Here is a 17,869-nt window from a genome sequence, read left to right as displayed (position 1 = left end):
GTTAGATTCCCTTCTGTTTACGGGAAGAGGGGAATATTTTCTGGATCTAAATCTAGCTACAAAAAGTAAAGTTACGTTTGATGTGAATTACAGCAGATTTCAATTGATTTGACCACACTCGAACCTCACCCCTATCCCCTCTCCGTGAGCTCGGAGAGGGGTGCCAGAGGCGGGGTGAGGTTGTGTTCTATTTAAATGAAAATGGCTGTAAAAAATCGAACACCGATGCACACTGATGCACACCGATAGACACAGATAGATTTTCCGTTGGTGGTTGATTGTTAATTGTTGTTAGTTGTTAGGTTTGGCTTTAGGTGAGTTGATTACTGATTTTTCTGGAATTTTTCGAGAAATAACTGTATCTATGTTGAAATAAATACTATGTAGGAAAAAGTATGAACACACCGACGCTGTTAAACAATCGCTACAAGCTTTTGGGCGTGCTTGGTGGTGGTGGATTTGGAGAAACTTTTTTAGCAGAAGATACTCAGATGCCTTCTGGTCGTCGTTGTGTGATTAAACAACTCAAACCTGTGGTTGATAATCCGCAGGTTTACCAACTGGTGCAAGATCGGTTTCAACGAGAAGCGGCGATTCTAGAAGAATTGGGTGATGGAAGCAATCAAATTCCCAAGTTGTATGCCTACTTTATTGAAAATGGACAGTTTTATTTAGTTCAAGAATATATTGAGGGTCACACTTTAACCCAGATAATACAACAACAAGGGTTGATGAGTGAAGCTTCGGTAAAAGATATTTTGATCAATATTTTGCCGATTCTCAATTATGTCCATAGCAAGCGCATGGTACATCGGGATATTAAACCGGACAATATTCTGATTCGTAGTTTTGATGGCAAACCAGTTTTGATCGACTTTGGCGCAGTCAAAGAAACAATGGGTACGGTGGTAACTCCTTCTGGGAATTCCACTCGATCAATTGTGATTGGTACACCTGGATATATGCCAATGGAACAAACTGCTGGAAGACCTGTGTTTGCCAGTGATATTTATAGTTTGGGGTTAACAGCAATTTATTTACTTACAGGTAAGATTCCGCAACAGTTGGCAACTGATCCTGCTACGGGTGAGATTCTATGGCGACCTTATGCTTTGAATGTCAGTCCTAGTTTGGCAATGGTGTTGGATAAGGCTATTCAACAATCACCACGCGATCGCTATCTCAGTGCTAGAGATATGCTGGCAGCATTACAAAGTGGATCAACACCAGTAGCACCTACAGTACCAGTTTTCCAGAATCCAGTACATACCGTACCAGCACCAGGGCAATATGTACAGCAACCGCCAACAATCAACCACCAACCACCCACCAACAACCAACAGCAAGTCGCTTACCCCCAACCCACTACATCCCCAAACCAAAAGGGTTTGGGGACTTGGCAGCAAGCTGTGATTTTAGGCAGTGTCATCGGCGTATTTATCGTCGGTGGTTGGTGGATGATGGAGATTTTGAGAAATAATTTTTCACAACAAAATCAGTCTGTGACAAGAATTAGTCCTTCACCAATTGCATCTACCTCACCGTCTGTCACCCCTCCCACAAATCCCCAACCAATATCAATTTCTACTCCAGAACGTAATGTTATTCCTGATTCACCCACACCGATCATAACTTCATCTGCTGAAACTACTCCGATTGTTTTACCACCTACAAATGCCTCGATTTCCCAAACAGCAGCTGTAGAAGTATTGAAGAATTGGATCACAGCTAAGCGGGAAATATTTGCTCCTCCCTACAGAACAGATATAGGAGAAGAATTACTCACAGGTAAAGCCTATAGAGACAATATAAAAAAAACAGATGACCCTGATCTATGTTTAGCAAATGGCGGTAAGGAAGAAGAATGTCTCAGTTCTGTTGATTGGTTGCAGAGAAATAATGCTCACTACAACTATGGAGTACAAAGTCTTGATGCAGTCAAAAATTTCAAAGCTAGTGGCGATCAAGCAACTATAGAAGTGGAAATTACAGAAGAACGGACGCTGATCAAAGATGGCAAAGTAGATCCAACTAATACTTCCTTTGATACTCTGTTGGTACGCTACTCTTTAGAATCCGAAAACGGTCAAGTCAAAATCGCAGATTATAAAACTATTAGAACTCTGCGTAAAAGTTAATTTTTTGTAGTTTATACCTTATAATTTCTGCCTTGTAGTGATTCAAGGTGTAGCTTGTGGATCAGCAATCCAAACGACAACCAGATAGCCGCGATCGCAAAATCGCCGAACTTGAAGCCAAGTTACAACGTGCTTACCAAGTTATTGGAAATTTACAACAAACAAATATTGAATTACAAAGGCGGATTGCAGAATTTAATAGTGCAGGAAATCAAAAATCTGTTTTGTCTACAAGTCTTATTGATGTTTCATCTCCACAAAAGGTACATGTCCGAAACAAAGGAACTATAGCTAAACGCCGAAAAACTCCACTTCCAAGCAAATATACTGCAAATATGAATAAATCTCGTTTCAGGAAATTACCGCACTTACAATTTTACGGACTCATTGCTTTAGTTGTACTAACAATAGTCAGTTTGTTTGGCTTTAGCTCATTCTTAGCACAAAGAGCGAAGAATAAAAATTCTGAAACAGTCAATAATTTGCCTATACAACATCAACCTAATTTTCCAACTCAGCCGCCAATTATTAGTACTCAAAATCCTGTTATTAATCAACCTGATTCATCTAATCAACCAGTTAATTTATCATTAGACTCATCTGCTCAATTAGCAAACAGAAATTTATATTTCATATATAATATCAAAACACCCCCTAATTTAAAAAAAAGTGATGAATTAAGTGGCATCGTGAAAAATATATTAGATTATGTCAAGGATAAAAAACTACCAACAGAAAGTCTATCAATTACATTAATAGACTTAAATAAAAATACAATTGCAGGTTATCAACAAGACATGCCTAGATATCCTGCCAGTGTAGTTAAACTATTTTGGATGGCTATACTTGAAGCCAAAATCAAACAAGGTTTAATTCCACTTAACCACACTATCAATTCTGATTTAAATGCAATGATATTGAAATCAGATAACGATGCTGCTAGTCGTATAGTTGATGTTATTAGTGGGACTTATTCTTTTGAAAATAAATTAACAGATGAACAATTTCAAACATGGAAAAAACAGCGACAATCGTTAAATTATTTCTTTCAAAAAGCTGGATATAAAAATATTAATGTTAGTCAAAAAACTTATCCGATTACTTACTTAAAAGCTACAGAACCCAAAGGCGCTGATTTACAGTTACGTGGTGATAATCCTAGTCAGCCAAGGCGCAACAAAATTACAACCTACCAAACTGCCAGATTGATGTACGAAATTTTTACAGGTCAAGCTGTTGGACCTGAATATAGCGAACAAATGGCTAGTTTGTTAACTAGGGATTTACATCCTGAAGCGTGGAAACTACAGCCACCGAATCCAGATGAATTTAATCCTGTAGAGAATTTTTTGGGTGAATCTTTAGCCACTGATGCAGATCAAATCGTTTTTGCTTCTAAAGCAGGTTGGACTAGTGCATCTCGTCAAGAAGTCGCCTATGTGGCAACTAAAGACCGCCAGACTCGTTATATTATTGCTCTTTTTGGAGAAGATCCAGCCTACGCAGCTAGTCAAAATGCTTTCCCAGATATTTCTCGGCTTGTATTTGAGCAAATGAGGAATCGTAAATAAACCTGATGTATTTGTAGTACATAACTACGTTAACCATACAAAGCCGAGATCAAGTGCATGGATAGGACTATTTATCAGGTGAAGCAACCAACTCTGCAAACCCAAAGACTTACTTTGAGACCATTTTGCCTTGCAGATGCAGGTGATGTTCAAAATTTGGCTGGTGCGCGGGAAATTGCTGCAACGACTCTCAACATTCCCCATCCTTATGAAGATGGTATGGCCTTAGAGTGGATTAAAACTCATCCAACAGCATTCAGCGAAGGTAAAGATGTCAACTTTGCGATCGCCCTAAATAATACAGGTAAATTATGTGGTGCGATCGGTTTAGGAATTAACCAAGAACATAACCACGCAGAATTGGGTTACTGGATTGGTAAACCTTATTGGGGACAAGGTTACTGTACTGAAGCAGCCAAAACAGTATTGCGATATGGCTTTGATAAACTAGGACTGCACCGCATCTGTGCATCTGATTTTTCACATAATCCCGCATCTGGGCGAGTTATGCAAAAAATTGGTATGACTTATGAAGGATGTCGCCGTCAACACATATGCAAATGGGGTCAATACGAAGACATTATTGATTATGGAATTCTCAAAAGTCAATGGCAGAATTTAGAAAGTTAATAGAACCAAATCTTCCCCTCCTTTACGGAGGATTAAGTTAGTTTAAGAATTGATGCAACAAGTCTACAGCACTGCGTAAAATCCTAGACTAACTCAGATAACTAAACTAAATAAACCTCTGATATAGCGCTTGTCTGAAACAGTGTACTTATTTTTTAGAAAAAACACTTACAGATAACATCAAAGCATATGGATAATCTACCTGTATGCATCTGTGTACATCTGTGTGCATCGGTGTTCGTTTTTTAAAACTGAAATCTTGCAGCATATCAAAAACTGCCATAGGTTTTTAACCTATAGCTAATAGTAAAAGTCCTCTTAAGAGGACTAAAAAGATTTTTTAGCATGGATTTTAGCCTACTTTAATAGACTTGGACTCAAAGCCCTTGAAATTTATTTCTTGGCGGGAGATTCAGTTAGTGCAAGTCTCAGAAAACATAATTATCTGTCATAGCTTTAAACCATATTAATCTCATACATAAAACTAGCAACGACTTCTATTTTTAAGGTAGTTGTTGACAAATTAATATTGGTAAATTTTTGCGTAAATCCTAATTAAAAAAATCTTATTTATTAAAGTATCCAGTTAACTTAGAGGAGAAAAAATGTACCGCATCCTATGTATATTGACCCTGATTATTACTCTTGGCTTATCAGGATGTCCTTCTGTAAAGTTACAGAATTCTGCTACTGCCCCGCTTTTTGATAATCTGGGCAACTATCATCATCCAATTTCCACAAAATCGCAACTTGCCCAGCGCTACTTTGACCAAGGTCTAATTCTGACATACGGTTTTAATCATGCTGAGGCTGAACGTTCTTTTCGAGAAGCAGCTAAACTCGATCCAAACTGTGCTATTTGTAACTGGGGAGTAGCCTTTGTCCTTGGTGCAAATATCAATGCTGCTATGACTGATGAGGCTGTGTCTCCTGCTTGGGAGGCCCTACAAAAAGCACTGCAACTGAGTGATCAAGCGAGTGAGAAAGAAAAAGCTTATATCCAAGCATTGGCAAAACGCTACTTTGCAAAACCAGTGGAAGACCGTAAATCTCTAAATATCGCTTATGCAAATGCAATGCGAGAAGTAGCGAAACGTTACCCAGACGATTTAGATGCAGCGACTTTGTTTGCTGATGCGGTGATGAATACTATGCCTTGGGATTACTGGCAAGAAAATGGCGAACCCAAGCCAGAAACTCAAGAAATTTTGCATACACTGGAAGCAGTATTAAAACGTAATCCTAATCATCCCGGGGCTAATCACCTATATATTCATACTGTGGAAGCTGTAAAACCTGAATTAGGGATCGCAGCAGCCGATCGCTTGGCTAATTTAGTTCCTGGTTCTGGACACCTCGTACATATGCCCTCACATATTTATATCCGTGTCGGGCGGTATCACGATGCTGTCGTCGCCAATCAAAAAGCTATTGCTGCTGACAAAGAATACATTACCCAATGCCACAAGCAAGGTATGTATCCTCTAGCCTACGTACCACATAATCATCATTTCCTCTGGGCTGCTGCCACAATGGAGGGCAACCAAAAACTGGCTATGGAAGCTGCCTATGATACCGCCGCTATGGCAGATGAACAGAAAATGCGGGAACCTGGATATGGAACACTACAACATTACTATTCCATACCACTTTATACCATGATTCGCTTTGGTAAGTGGGATGAGATTTTAGCAGAAACAGCCCCAGCCAAAGATTTGCAGTATGTAAATGGAGTTTGGCACTATGCGCGGGGAACAGCTTTCGTAGCCAAAGATCAATTTCAGGAAGGTACCCAGGAACTGGAAAAGCTAAAAGCGATCGCCACTGATCCAGCATTGACAAAAGTGACAATTTGGGATACTAACACTACTGCCGATCTCCTGAAAATTGCTGTTGAAGTTTTAACAGGTAAACTCGCTGCGAAACAAGGTGATTATAATCAAGCGATCGCTCACCTCAAAACAGCTGTAAGTCTGGAAGACAAACTCAATTATGACGAACCCCCACCTTGGTATTACCCCGTCCGCCAATCTCTGGGAGCAGTTTTACTCCAAGCTAATCAACCAGCAGAAGCTGAGATTGTTTATCAACAAGACTTGCAGTACTTTCCAGAAAATGGCTGGTCGTTGGCAGGGCTTGCCCAGAGTCTAGAAGCACAAGGGAAAACCGAAGCAGCACAGGCAGTACAAAAGCGTTTTCAAGCTGCTTGGAAAAATGCCGATTTACCGATGACGGTAGCGCAACTTTAATAGTTAAGCATCTATCACGCCCAGAACTAAAGTTCCAGGCTAATAGTGAAAGTCCACTCAAAGTGGACTGAATTTTTCATTTAGTCCTCTTGAGAGGACTTTTGCTATGAGACTCGGAATTTATTCCGAGGCGGGATAGATGCTACGTGGTAAGATTTGTGTTTAGGGATAGAGGGGGGTGGACACAGATGAATTATGCGTTGCTAGCATGTCTGTGAGAGAACGACTAGAAGGTGGCTATTGCTGTTAAAAACACAACTCTCTCCAGATATTAGGGGAAAGTTTTTTATGAGTACTGAATAATTTGGTAGACTTGGCATCAGCCAAGTTTTATACTTGGAAGCATAATGGGAAATAGCGCTTTGCGTTGTTTTTAATTTGACAGCCAAAGGATGTCAAGCACATGCTGCTCAATAACCGCTATCAAGTTCTTAAGACTTTGGGAAGCGGTGGATTTGGTGAGACTTTCTTAGCGGAAGATACTCAAATGCCCTCCCACCGTTGTTGTGTAATTAAACAACTCAAACCCATTCAGAATAACCCCCAGATTTACCAACTTGTACAAGAGCGGTTTCAACGGGAAGCAGCTATTTTGGAAGACTTGGGTGGTTCTAGTGACCAAATTCCCACACTGTATGCTTATTTTCAGTTAGATAGTCAATTTTACTTAGTCCAAGAGTGGATTGAAGGTGATACGTTAACTTCTAAGCTCAAAGAGCAGGGCTTATTTAGTGAAGGTGCTGTCCGGGATATATTAGTCAATTTGTTACCAGTTTTAGAGTACGTACATTCCCGACAGATTGTTCACCGCGATATCAAACCGGACAATATTATTTTGCGTCATCGCGATCGCAAACCTGTGCTAATAGATTTTGGTGCAGTACGGGAATCGATGGGAACGGTGTTAAATTCTCACGGTAGTCCTACTAGTTCGATTGTGATTGGTACACCAGGATATATGCCCAGTGAACAAGCAGCAGGTAGACCTGTTTATTCTAGCGATTTATATAGTTTAGGCGTAACGGCTATTTACTTGCTCACAGGTAGACAACCCCAAGAACTAGAAACAGATCCACGCACTGGGGAAATCATTTGGCACAATCATGTAATGGATGTTAGCCCTACACTGAAATCAGTAATTGATCAAGCAATACAGTATCATCCCCGCGATCGCTTTGCTAGTGCCAAGGAAATGCTAGATGCTTTACAGGGTGTAGTCAGTCCAATTCCACCTACAGTACCTTTGCTGACTCAACCACCGACGTCATCTCCACCACCTCCAACTATCAATTTAGATACACCACCCAACCATAAAAGTAATAGCCGCAATAGTATTTTGATGGCAAGTGTGATCACAGGCGGTTTCATCGGTGCATCTGTGATTATTGGTTTGACCTTAACAAAGTCTTCTCAACCGTCTTTGGACAAGCCACTAGTAACTTCACAGATTCCGCAAACCTCTAAATCTCAAGTTGCAGAAGAAAATAAAGCTTCCTTATCACCTTCTAGTTCATCTATAAATAAAATTCCTCAACCTCAAAAAGAGTCAAATCCTACCACTGTTCCCAGTTCTTTTTATTTCCTAGCAGATTCTGCTTATTCAAATTCACAAACAGCTGCTAAGCAAGTCCAAGCTTTACAAACAGCAGGTTATCCCCAAGCAGGAATGTTTTGGATACCAGAATACCCAAACTTGTCAGGACAAGAATTATTTGAAGTTTATGTAGCTAAGTTTAGCGATCGCAACAGTTGCATCAACCTACTAAAAACTTACGGACAAGACAACTCCCAAGCCTATTGTGCTTTTGCTAGTCAAGATGCCAATACATCAGCAGACAGCTTGTATTTCAAGGATATTTCTACTCCATCAACACCATCAGTTGCTACTACCACTGTCAAAGATTATGCTTGGCTTTCTGAAAGACTGGTGACAGACTCAGATTTAGATGCAAAAGATGGATTTGAGTTAGATATTATGCGAAATTCTATTTTTGCCCGTCACGGTCGGCGTTTTGATACTCCCGGCTTGCAAAAATATTTTGATAGTCAGCCTTGGTATCGTCCCAGATATTCACCAAAGGAATTTCCTGCTAACTTACTATCAGAAATAGAGCGGCAGAATGTTGAGTATATTGCAAAATATCAAGATCGTTACAGGCGTAGACATTTTAAGAAATAAGTAAAATCGTATCCGCTTGAAAACTCGTATTATCTGTTGAAGTCGGTAATTGGTAATGTAGTCTAGTTTATTTCATGTACACTTATAGTACATAAATACTACTATTGGAGATCGCAATGTGCCAGCTGTGTAATATCATCTCCGTTTAAAGACTTATCATATCTGTGAAGGCCGGTAGTTGGTAATTGGTAATGGGTAATGGGAAAAATCAATGCCCAATGCCCAACTGCATCAGAATAATATCGTAAGTAATTAGCCGGACTTGATATAAGTCCTGAATTATGAATGAATGACGCTTTACATTTTGGCGATCGCCACAATAACAATCGCAGTATAAAAATATAAAAATATGAGTACCCTACGGGAAGTTGCTTGCGCGTCTACACTGTCCACTGTAAACTGATTTACGTCTAATGTGAATTAACAAAGGCGCTAATAGATCATGGGAAATACTCAACAAACCAATGACCACCCAACCACCCATGAAAGATCCATCTGTGTTATCTGTGTTTATCGGTGTGTATCGGTGGTCGATTTCTAAAAAACGTTTTTTAGCAGGCGCAAGGAATATTGCGTCTCCATATTCAATTCACATCAGGCGTGATTTCCAACCACTAACCAATGACTATTGGCTCAAAAAAGCTTCCACTTCCTCTTTTGTTGGTTGAGATGCGATCGCTCCTGGTTTCATTGTCGTTAAGGCTCCGACAGCGCTGGCATAGGTGACAATTTGTTTAGCTTTTACTGGATCACTCAAGCTTTTGATCCCATGCGTTAGGACTTGATAGATGAACCCAGCAACAAAACTATCTCCTGCTCCAGTTGTATCAGCAACAGCAACAGCAAAGGCGGGTAATTCACCATCTTGTTCTTCAAACGAGTAAGCACAACCGTGTTCCCCATTTGTTACTATCACGCCCTCCACGGAGTCGAGACGGTTGAAAATTTCCCTGGGTTTTCTAGTCTCAAAAAGCCATTCAGCTTCTTCTAGTGAAAGTTTGAGAAAATCGATTTGCTTGAATAAAGTGCGAATTGTCTGCGGTGCAATGTCAGGGTTAGTCCAAAATACAGGACGCCAATTCACATCCAGTAAAACCTTGAGATTATACTCTTGTGCTAGTTCCAAGGCGTGATGAACTGCTTTGCCACTTTCTGGATAAGCTAATTCCAAAGTACCTAAAACTAGAAAATCTGCTGCCTCAAATAGCTTGATTGGCAATTGCTTGGCTTCCAGGCGGGTATCAGCAAATTCTGTGGTGTCGTACTGTCCAAATCCGGCAAAGTGGCGATCGCCTCCGAGAGAGCGAACTACATAAACTTGTCGCGTTGGTGCTGTAGGATGGCGCTGTACTCCAGTAGTATCTACACCGACTCTTTGCAATAAGTCTACCAGTTCATTGCCTGGCTGATCTTCACCTACACAACCAATAAATCCCGTTGGTATACCGAGCTTTACTAAGGCACAGGCTACATTAGCTGGCGCTCCCCCCGGATAAGGAGTCCAGGACTCCACCTCCTCAAGCGATCGCCCCAACTGATCAGCTAAACAATCAAACAAAACTTCACCCAGGCATAAAACACGGGAATTACTCATCTGATTTTAAATTTTGGAAGATGATTTTCCAGTAAAAAATCTACAATAATTTCTATTATTTTGGCGGCGATATTTAATACAATTAAACAGCTTTTTTTATACTTATAAAAATATTGGTGACACGCTTGCTAAAAATTACTTTTTAGGCTATAATAAAGGGTTTTATTATGTATTATGTGAAATCAATGAACTCTCAAAAAATTACTAAATAACCCATTTAAATAAAGATTTATTGAAAAAGGAGCTATAAAGGTAGAAATGGTGTATTGAGAAAGGGCTAGAGGGTTAAGTTAACAATGATTGTACATCCTAATTGCCAATCTTTATTCCCAATTTCCTAGACCTTTGTGAAAAGAGTATTAATACTAACACTTGAAACTCCCACCAGCTAAAGAATCTTCTAGAATGATAAAGAGTGATTGAGTACATATACCAAGGAGGATAAAATAAAGCATGGCTGGTGGCGAGTCTCAGACACCTGTAAGTCTGTCAGACAGAGAACTGCAAATTATCGACTTAGTGGCCGCTGGCTTAACTAATCAGGAAATTGCAGCAAAGCTTGAAATTAGCAAGCGTACAGTTGATAACCATATCAGCAACATTCTCACCAAAACTGGTACAGACAATCGAGTAGCCCTTGTCCGCTGGGCTTTGCACTGGGGCAAAGTCTGCTTGGATGATGTAAACTGCTGTCCTTTGCCTAATCCCAATAATGAATAAACTTACTAGTATGCTGTCAAGCCCATTTTGATCGGTTTTTGTTCATTTTTCTCCTCACGCCTGATGTTAAGTGTCAACCTTTCAAAATTCAGCGCCACATACTACTGGAAGATTGGTTAAGCTTAGGAACAGTCTTTACCCAAGGATGAGAATTAATATATGCCAGGTTAAGCATCCCGACTGTACGAGTTAAGGTATTGGGCATTGGGCATGGGGCATAGGAAAATCATCATTATCTTAATTACCCTTACCCATTACCCTTACGGGTTTGCCAGTTGCTCATGGGGAAACCCCCATAGACGTGCAAGCGGTGAGCTAGTGTGGTGGACTATTTCCCCGACATAAAGTAGCCAATCTGCCCTTGGGGGTTCCAAGAGTTGTAGCACGTGGCGTCACCTGGCGTACCCGTAGGGCTTCCCTACGGGTAGACCGCGCTGGCTAACCGATACCCATTACCAATTACGAGTCTACGCAACAGCATAAGTATTCAAGTGAATGTAATGTTGTTAAAACGAAAAATCTAGAAAACCTACCCTTGAAAGCTAGCCCCTAGTCAACAAAAATTAGCAACAATCTATAGGCTGAAAGGGTACATTTGAAAGAAATATGTATTGCTCCATCAGTTTAGCGAGCAGTGTTCTTATGAATAATTTTGCTTATGCCAAAATAGATGGGTTTCCCTTAGACTTATTTAATTTTGATTTAACAGCACCTCAACCCACCTTAGATGCTGATTTACTTAAACAGCTATCTTTTATCCCAGGGTTGAAAGAAATTCTCATGCTTCGGCAAGTTCATGCTTTAGAACATGCCACAGTGTGGATGCTGAGCGAATCAAAAAGTACCCATCCTTCCGCATTCATCTCCAATAATGTTCAGATAGATAACAAATTATTGGGTGGATTGTCCACAGAGCAAGGTTTCTATCTTTATGGAGAGGTAAATATTAGCGACTTGCGGCGTGCAGCCACACTTGCCTTACATCGATTGATCAATGGGGAGTGGCATTTAGCTATACATCCTCGCTGCGGTACAAATGCATCAGTAGCAATGCTGTTGACAGCAGGATTTGCAGTTGGTATGCATATATTGCTACCACTAGGCATAATAGAACAACTCGTAGGTTTAGGTTTGGCAGCAACGACAGCAGCAGAATTAGCCCCTGATGTGGGTGCTTTAGCACAACGATACATCACAACTGCCATTCCCTTTAATTTGAAAATTGAAAACATAACGCGTACAACAGATGTATGGGGAAAGGAGGCGTATTTTGTAAAAGTATACTGGCAGGAGGAGTAGGAAGAGGTGGGGACAAGGAAGACAAGGAAGACAAGGAAAACAAGGAAGACAAACGATATAATGGATTCCCAACCAACCACCAACAAACAACAATCAACAATTCAGCTAATGAGAAAACTTTACTTTTTACTTCCTGGGACAGATAGAAAGTTTGCTTGTGGTGGTCTTTGGGCAGAATTAAAAACATTTCATCTTGCCAAACATCTTTGCCATGCTGATATCGTTACTTATCGTCAAAAAGAAGAAGGAAAACTTTTTATTGATGACTTGTTGCAAGAAAAAAAATTAGATGATGTGATTTTTGTGATCAGCTGGGGTTTTGATGTAGCCAGACTTGCTACTAAACTCAAGCAATATAATGTTGTTTATCATGCCCATAGTGCAGGTTATGGATTTAAATTGCCTGCAAGTATTCCTATCATTACTGTTAGCCGCAATACCATGGGATATTGGGGACAACATTCACCCCATTCACTGATATATTATTTACCCAATCAAATTGGTAACGAGTTTCAAAATATCCACTTAGAAAGAGATATTGATGTGTTAGTTCAGGCTCGGAAATCTTCGCAATATTTGATGCAAGAATTGATTCCAGCCTTACGACAAAAATGTCAAGTTTTTGTTGTTGATTCCTATGTCGAGGATTTACCGGGACTTTTTAATCGAGCTAAGATATATCTCTATGATTCTGCTGAATATTGGACACAGCAAGGTGTAAGTGAAGGATTTGGCTTGCAACCTTTGGAAGCTATAGCTTGTGGATGTCAGGTTTTTTCTAGTATTAATGGTGGTTTATCTGATTACTTAGATCCTGGTTTTAATTGCTATAAAATAGCTGCTTATTCAAAAGAATATGATATTCAACGCATTCTGAAACTATTGAATAATTGGAAAGTACCGGTATTATCTGAAGAGTTTTTAGCAGAATACAGGCATGAAAATATTATCAAACGTTTAGAAGTGATTTTAGATGATTTAAATGACTTTTTTGATCATAAAAAAGATTATCCTGGTAATATCAATAATTTAACAAAAATCCGTGTGACTCAATTACGGTTACAAACACTGTTTAATAAGGTGAAAAAGAAGTATTTCAAAATTTAATAATTAATTATTTATGTAATTGAACGCGGTGAGCAACATAGAGAGAGGCAGATCCCCAACTTCTTTTCAGGGATACAGGTGGCGAATAGGGGTTATGATCCGAATAGCACTAAGATAAGCGATCGCCTCAAGAGGGAAGATAAGAAATGCCAGAATCGGTAGGAAAAAATAAGTCAAAAAATCACAAAATTCATACAGTAGAAAAAACCTCTCTAGTCCTTCAACCTAACCAAAACCTAAACTCTGCGTCCCTCTGCGCTTTCCTCTGCGTCCCTTTGCGTTTCCAATTCAACCCTCAAACAGAATCAGAATTGTTTGCCAAAGCCCGTCTTGCTAATTTTGCATAAGTCTTCACCGTCTCATAAGGTATCCCCATATCCTGGGCAATAACTTGCAAAGATTCTCCCATTTCCCGACGTGCCAAAATAGTAGCCCATTTAGCTGCTATCTCTTGCGCCCGCACTCCTCCTGTCCGCTTGCGTTGCGCCTTAAAAATATCTGTTAAATCTTCAATTCTTTTTGCCAATAAACTTTCCACATTTGGCACTTCTGGCGTTGCTTGTAATGACCAACCTAAACGTGTTTGTCCTAATCCAAAGGTAGTTTTGTGACCAGTACCACAGTAAGGTGCAAGCTTTCCCAAAGCATAAAATAACTTATAAAACTCTGGTTGCTTAGCTGCTTGTTTACTTAAACCAAATTCTACTGTGCCTGTAAAACCTGTAACAGCACCTTTCTTTCCTGCTAGCACCTTTGCGGATGTCAGTTGGTGACGAGTAATTAATACATGCTCATCCACCCAAGCCAAAAATGTTTCTTGGTCAACAGGTATACCCGAAAAGTCATTCCAACGACGCAGATAACTGTGGAAGACATTCGTAGGCATTGGCAAGGGTAGGTGATGACCCTTGCGACGGAAACTTGTTGGACTTAAAAATTGCAGTGCTATTGTGTCTTCATGGTCAGAGTTGAGTAACTCAGCATATGTGACCGCATGAGTAATTTGATACGATTTAATTTGCAGAGGTGCATTCCGTAAATTTACTTCTGTGGGTGGGTTTTTCAGCCATTGTGCTAGCCATGTTACTAGCCGCTTTGATAAAGCTGTAACATACCAATGGTAAGTATTGCTAGCAAAAAGGTGTAACTGTTTACCACTGCTGACCAATTTTCCATCTAATGCAGAGATTGTAAATGGTTTTTCTGACTCGCCATCATGGAGGTAAGCAGAAAGTTCTGGATCTACAGCACGCACTTGATCCAGAAACCAAGCGTGCAGTCCAATGGTGTATTGGGGATAAATGGAAACATCTGCTTTGGGGGCTAATTCAAATACTAATCCTACTAGTTCTGTGTTGGCTGACCAGCTGAGGTGAGATTCGTAGTTATTAATTATGCTTGGGTGACTGCGAGGCATTGTTTAAAATTTAGAAGAATTGGTTTTTTATTCCCCAGGAGGGGAACAAAAGGTAATTTTAACAGAGCGATCGCTTTTGAAGTTTGAGCAGATAAAATTTTTACACATTGCAGGTGACAGCATAAAATTCATCAGTCTTTGGACAGATGACTTGCAATCACCCTAGTATAAGAACCACATGATGAAAGTTAAATATTTTTCTAATCATTAGTCTTAACTCCTAACTCTTAAAATAAGAGTAGACACTGTTGAGATTTGTATAGTTATTAGGGATTACCTGTCATGGCTCCCGCCGTTTTAATTGAAAACCTTAAAAAGCGCTACGGTTCGGTTGAAGCCGTCAAGGATGTTTCCTTTCAGGTAGAACCAGGAGAAATTTTTGGTTTACTTGGCCCCAACGGAGCCGGCAAAACTACTACCCTACGTGCTTTGTGTACTCTCACTACACCAGATGCTGGTAAAATCGAAGTATCTGGCATTTCCGTGATAGATAATCCGAGAGCCGCTAGAAAAAGACTTGGTTATGTAGCTCAGGAAGTAGCTATAGATAAAATATTAACTGGACGCGAACTCCTGCAACTGCAAGCAGCACTCTATCACTTAAACGCGGCGGTGGCAAAACAGCGCGTTGAGGTGGTGCTAAATTTACTCGGTTTGCAAGAATACGCAGATCAAAAGACTGGCACATACTCTGGTGGTTTACGCAAACGCCTAGACTTGGCAGCCGGATTACTACATGCACCAGATGTTCTAGTTTTAGATGAGCCAACAGTGGGGTTGGACATAGAAAGCCGTTTTATTGTCTGGGAATTTCTGCGTAAATTGCGTGAAGCTGGAACTACTGTAGTGATTACCAGCCATTATTTAGAAGAGATAGACGCTTTAGCCGATCGCGTGGCGATAATTGACCGGGGTGTAGTCATAGCCAATGGTACACCCTCAGAACTCAAAGATAAAGTGGGAGGCGATCGCATCACCCTGCGTATCCGCGAGTTTACACCCACAGAAGAAGCAGAAAAAGCCAAAAACTTACTTACACCTCTGGCATTTGTGCAAGAAGTAATCATCAACAGCGCTCAAGGAAATTCTCTCAACTTAGTGGTAACACCACAAAATGATGCTTTGATAACCATCCAACAAGCGCTAAATCATGCCGGATTACCTGTATTTGGGATTGCCCAATCTCGTCCTAGTTTAGACGACGTTTACCTCACCGCCACAGGACGCACCCTCATGGATGCAGAACTAGCAGCCCTGGGAAACCGTGATCCCAAAGCAGAGAAAAAGCAAAATATGAGATAAGTGTTGATTGTTGTTAGTTGTTTGTTGTTTGGAACAACCACAACTATCAACCACCAACCAACAACCAACCACTAACTAACAACCAAAATAGATATGAGTGGTACTGTTATACCTCCCAAATCACAAATTAACTGGCAGCAAGTGGCTGCACCACAAGTTTACGCTGATACAGCTCCTAATTTTGTTGGTGAGCTAGTTCAAGAAACCGTGGCTTTGACACGCCGCTTATTTATTCAATTGCAGCGCCGTCCTTCCACCTTAGTTGCAGGTATTATTCAACCTGTAATGTGGTTAGTGCTATTTGGCGCTTTATTTCAAAACGCACCCAAAGGCATTTTTGGCAGCACAACAAATTACGCCCAATTTCTCAGTGCTGGTATTATTGTTTTTACTGCCTTTGGTGGAGCGTTAAATGCCGGTTTACCAGTCATGTTTGACCGTGAATTCGGCTTTTTGAATCGGCTGTTAGTTGCTCCTCTGGCATCACGATATTCAATTGTATTGGCTTCCGCCATCTTTATCATCAGCCAAAGTTTGCTGCAAGCAGCCGTGATAGTCGCAGCAGCAGGGTTTCTCGGTGCAGGAGTACCCGATATAGCTGGTTTGGCAACTATTGCTTTGATTGTCTTTCTTCTAGCTTTGGGTGTAACAGCCCTCAGCTTAGGTTTGGCTTTTGCCCTACCCGGACACATCGAACTCATAGCAGTAATTTTTGTTACAAACCTGCCTCTATTATTTGCCAGCACAGCTTTAGCTCCATTATCGTTTATGCCCCAGTGGTTGCAGGTTGTAGCTACCCTTAATCCCCTTAGTTACGCCATCGAACCGATTCGCTATCTTTACACCCATCAAGATTGGGGCTTAAGTAGCGTGGTGATGCACGCCTTTTGGGGTGACGTTACCTTTGGTAGCGCCCTAGCTGTATTGTTAGGCTTTGCTCTCCTTGCTTTGTTAGTTATTCAACCCAGACTGCGGCGGACTCTTTCGTAGAAGGGGTGAGAGGGTAATACGTTTGTAGTTGGCGCTTTAGCGCTAACTACGAACCTAAATTGCTAAAATAATTTGGATTTAGCAGGTATAAAAATGAGAGTTTGGCTAGCTTGCTTCGTAGTGCTGTTTGCCCTAGCACAGTTATTTGACTGGGTACAAGGATTGCAATTACCGCTACCTATTTATATTTTGGGTGGAGCATTCTTAGCGGTTGCATCCAACTATGACAAACTGTTTGGTACATATTTTAGTGATGTCACTGATACCAGTATGGAAGCATCAGTAGAACAAGTTCAGTTAGACTCTCAAGGCGAAGCCACTGGTTCGATGATTTCTCCTGCAACTGAAGATTAGTACAAATCTAGCGTTGCTGAATAATGCGATGATTTAGGCTGACACCCAGACGCGGTTATTATTTTTGATGCAAATTCTCAAATCACCCCGCAAATATGCAACGCCAAAAATATTAACAGAAATCGAACACCCTATAAAGTAATGAACTTGTAGAAGAATCGGTGTTCATCTGTGTTCCATGAGTGTTCGTTTTTCCTCCACTAGAATTCATCGCAAACCACTATATCTTGGGTAACTCTAACACCGATAAACACAGATGACACAGATGGATTTTCCGTCGGGGGTTAGACGGTAGGCTACTTAGAACTCACACCACCGC

The 17,869-nt window shown here is 40.5% G+C and carries 13 protein-coding genes; 11 read left to right on the top strand and 2 right to left on the bottom strand.

Going from position 1 to position 17,869, the window contains the following annotated elements; translation table 11 throughout:
• The first annotated feature begins 395 nt into the window (after window positions 1-395).
• The 5 genes from NIES592_RS02300 to NIES592_RS02280 all read left to right on the top strand — a co-directional run bounded on the left by NIES592_RS02300 (window position 396) and on the right by NIES592_RS02280 (window position 8,767).
• Window positions 396-2,138 carry a protein kinase domain-containing protein gene (locus NIES592_RS02300; RefSeq protein WP_073554796.1) on the top strand — a complete coding sequence of 581 codons (1,743 nt, stop codon included), beginning with the start codon at window positions 396-398 and terminating at the stop codon, window positions 2,136-2,138.
• Between the two features lie 56 nt (window positions 2,139-2,194).
• Window positions 2,195-3,709: a serine hydrolase gene (locus NIES592_RS02295; protein ID WP_073554795.1), complete on the top strand. Its 1,515-nt coding sequence runs from the start codon at window positions 2,195-2,197 to the stop codon at window positions 3,707-3,709.
• A gap of 57 nt (window positions 3,710-3,766) precedes the next feature.
• Complete coding sequence (locus NIES592_RS02290) at window positions 3,767-4,339, top strand: GNAT family N-acetyltransferase (RefSeq protein ID WP_073554794.1); 573 nt, start codon at window positions 3,767-3,769, stop codon at window positions 4,337-4,339.
• Window positions 4,340-4,944: 605 nt separating this feature from the next.
• The gene (locus tag NIES592_RS02285; RefSeq protein WP_073554793.1) at window positions 4,945-6,588 is read left to right on the top strand and encodes a tetratricopeptide repeat protein; all 1,644 of its coding nucleotides are present in this window, start codon (window positions 4,945-4,947) and stop codon (window positions 6,586-6,588) included.
• A gap of 403 nt (window positions 6,589-6,991) precedes the next feature.
• Complete coding sequence (locus tag NIES592_RS02280; protein ID WP_073554792.1) at window positions 6,992-8,767, top strand: protein kinase domain-containing protein; 1,776 nt, start codon at window positions 6,992-6,994, stop codon at window positions 8,765-8,767.
• Window positions 8,768-9,392: 625 nt separating this feature from the next.
• On the opposite strand, the gene NIES592_RS02270 is transcribed toward NIES592_RS02280, so the two are convergent.
• Window positions 9,393-10,361, bottom strand: coding sequence for a carbohydrate kinase family protein (locus tag NIES592_RS02270; RefSeq protein ID WP_073554791.1), 969 nt, complete (start codon window positions 10,359-10,361; stop codon window positions 9,393-9,395).
• Window positions 10,362-10,814: 453 nt separating this feature from the next.
• Between NIES592_RS02270 and NIES592_RS02265 the strand changes: the two genes are divergently transcribed.
• From NIES592_RS02265 to NIES592_RS02255, 3 genes are all read left to right on the top strand, one after another.
• Window positions 10,815-11,081: a helix-turn-helix domain-containing protein gene (locus NIES592_RS02265; protein WP_009458348.1), complete on the top strand. Its 267-nt coding sequence runs from the start codon at window positions 10,815-10,817 to the stop codon at window positions 11,079-11,081.
• 642 nt (window positions 11,082-11,723) lie between these two features.
• Window positions 11,724-12,380, top strand: coding sequence for a DUF6391 domain-containing protein (locus NIES592_RS02260; RefSeq protein ID WP_062249030.1), 657 nt, complete (start codon window positions 11,724-11,726; stop codon window positions 12,378-12,380).
• Window positions 12,381-12,488: 108 nt separating this feature from the next.
• Window positions 12,489-13,487 (top strand): glycosyltransferase, encoded by a 999-nt coding sequence (locus tag NIES592_RS02255; RefSeq protein ID WP_073554964.1) that lies wholly within the window; start codon window positions 12,489-12,491, stop codon window positions 13,485-13,487.
• Between the two features lie 295 nt (window positions 13,488-13,782).
• Here the strand turns inward: NIES592_RS02255 and cas6 are convergent, their stop codons facing one another.
• A complete protein-coding gene (gene cas6, locus NIES592_RS02250; RefSeq protein ID WP_073554790.1) occupies window positions 13,783-14,904 on the bottom strand; it encodes a CRISPR-associated endoribonuclease Cas6 in 1,122 nt (373 codons plus the stop codon).
• A 282-nt stretch (window positions 14,905-15,186) separates the two neighbouring features.
• Between cas6 and NIES592_RS02245 the strand changes: the two genes are divergently transcribed.
• From NIES592_RS02245 to NIES592_RS02235, 3 genes are all read left to right on the top strand, one after another.
• On the top strand, window positions 15,187-16,206 hold the full coding sequence (locus NIES592_RS02245; RefSeq protein WP_062249033.1) for an ABC transporter ATP-binding protein: 1,020 nt from the start codon (window positions 15,187-15,189) through the stop codon (window positions 16,204-16,206).
• 93 nt (window positions 16,207-16,299) lie between these two features.
• Entirely contained in the window at window positions 16,300-17,196 is an 897-nt protein-coding gene (locus NIES592_RS02240) for an ABC transporter permease (protein ID WP_062249035.1), read from the top strand.
• A 93-nt stretch (window positions 17,197-17,289) separates the two neighbouring features.
• Window positions 17,290-17,550: a hypothetical protein gene (locus NIES592_RS02235; RefSeq protein ID WP_062249037.1), complete on the top strand. Its 261-nt coding sequence runs from the start codon at window positions 17,290-17,292 to the stop codon at window positions 17,548-17,550.
• Window positions 17,551-17,869: the final 319 nt, after the last annotated feature.

This window comes from Fischerella major NIES-592 (assembly GCF_001904645.1).
Taxonomy (GTDB): domain Bacteria; phylum Cyanobacteriota; class Cyanobacteriia; order Cyanobacteriales; family Nostocaceae; genus Fischerella; species Fischerella thermalis.
The sequence above is the reverse complement of the archived record's forward strand: the minus strand, read 5'-3'. Positions and strand labels throughout refer to the sequence as shown.

Bases quoted from the DNA above. Each gene is read 5' to 3' on its own strand.
- NIES592_RS02240 (WP_062249035.1), top strand. From the start codon at position 16,300: ATGAGTGGTACTGTTATACCTCCCAAATCACAAATTAACTGGCAGCAA.
- NIES592_RS02290 (WP_073554794.1), top strand. From the start codon at position 3,767: ATGGATAGGACTATTTATCAGGTGAAGCAACCAACTCTGCAAACCCAA.
- NIES592_RS02260 (WP_062249030.1), top strand. From the start codon at position 11,724: ATGAATAATTTTGCTTATGCCAAAATAGATGGGTTTCCCTTAGACTTA.
- NIES592_RS02285 (WP_073554793.1), top strand. From the start codon at position 4,945: ATGTACCGCATCCTATGTATATTGACCCTGATTATTACTCTTGGCTTA.
- NIES592_RS02255 (WP_073554964.1), top strand. From the start codon at position 12,489: ATGAGAAAACTTTACTTTTTACTTCCTGGGACAGATAGAAAGTTTGCT.
- NIES592_RS02300 (WP_073554796.1), top strand. From the start codon at position 396: ATGAACACACCGACGCTGTTAAACAATCGCTACAAGCTTTTGGGCGTG.
- NIES592_RS02280 (WP_073554792.1), top strand. From the start codon at position 6,992: ATGCTGCTCAATAACCGCTATCAAGTTCTTAAGACTTTGGGAAGCGGT.
- cas6 (WP_073554790.1), bottom strand. From the start codon at position 14,904: ATGCCTCGCAGTCACCCAAGCATAATTAATAACTACGAATCTCACCTC.
- NIES592_RS02270 (WP_073554791.1), bottom strand. From the start codon at position 10,361: ATGAGTAATTCCCGTGTTTTATGCCTGGGTGAAGTTTTGTTTGATTGT.
- NIES592_RS02265 (WP_009458348.1), top strand. From the start codon at position 10,815: ATGGCTGGTGGCGAGTCTCAGACACCTGTAAGTCTGTCAGACAGAGAA.
- NIES592_RS02245 (WP_062249033.1), top strand. From the start codon at position 15,187: ATGGCTCCCGCCGTTTTAATTGAAAACCTTAAAAAGCGCTACGGTTCG.
- NIES592_RS02235 (WP_062249037.1), top strand. From the start codon at position 17,290: ATGAGAGTTTGGCTAGCTTGCTTCGTAGTGCTGTTTGCCCTAGCACAG.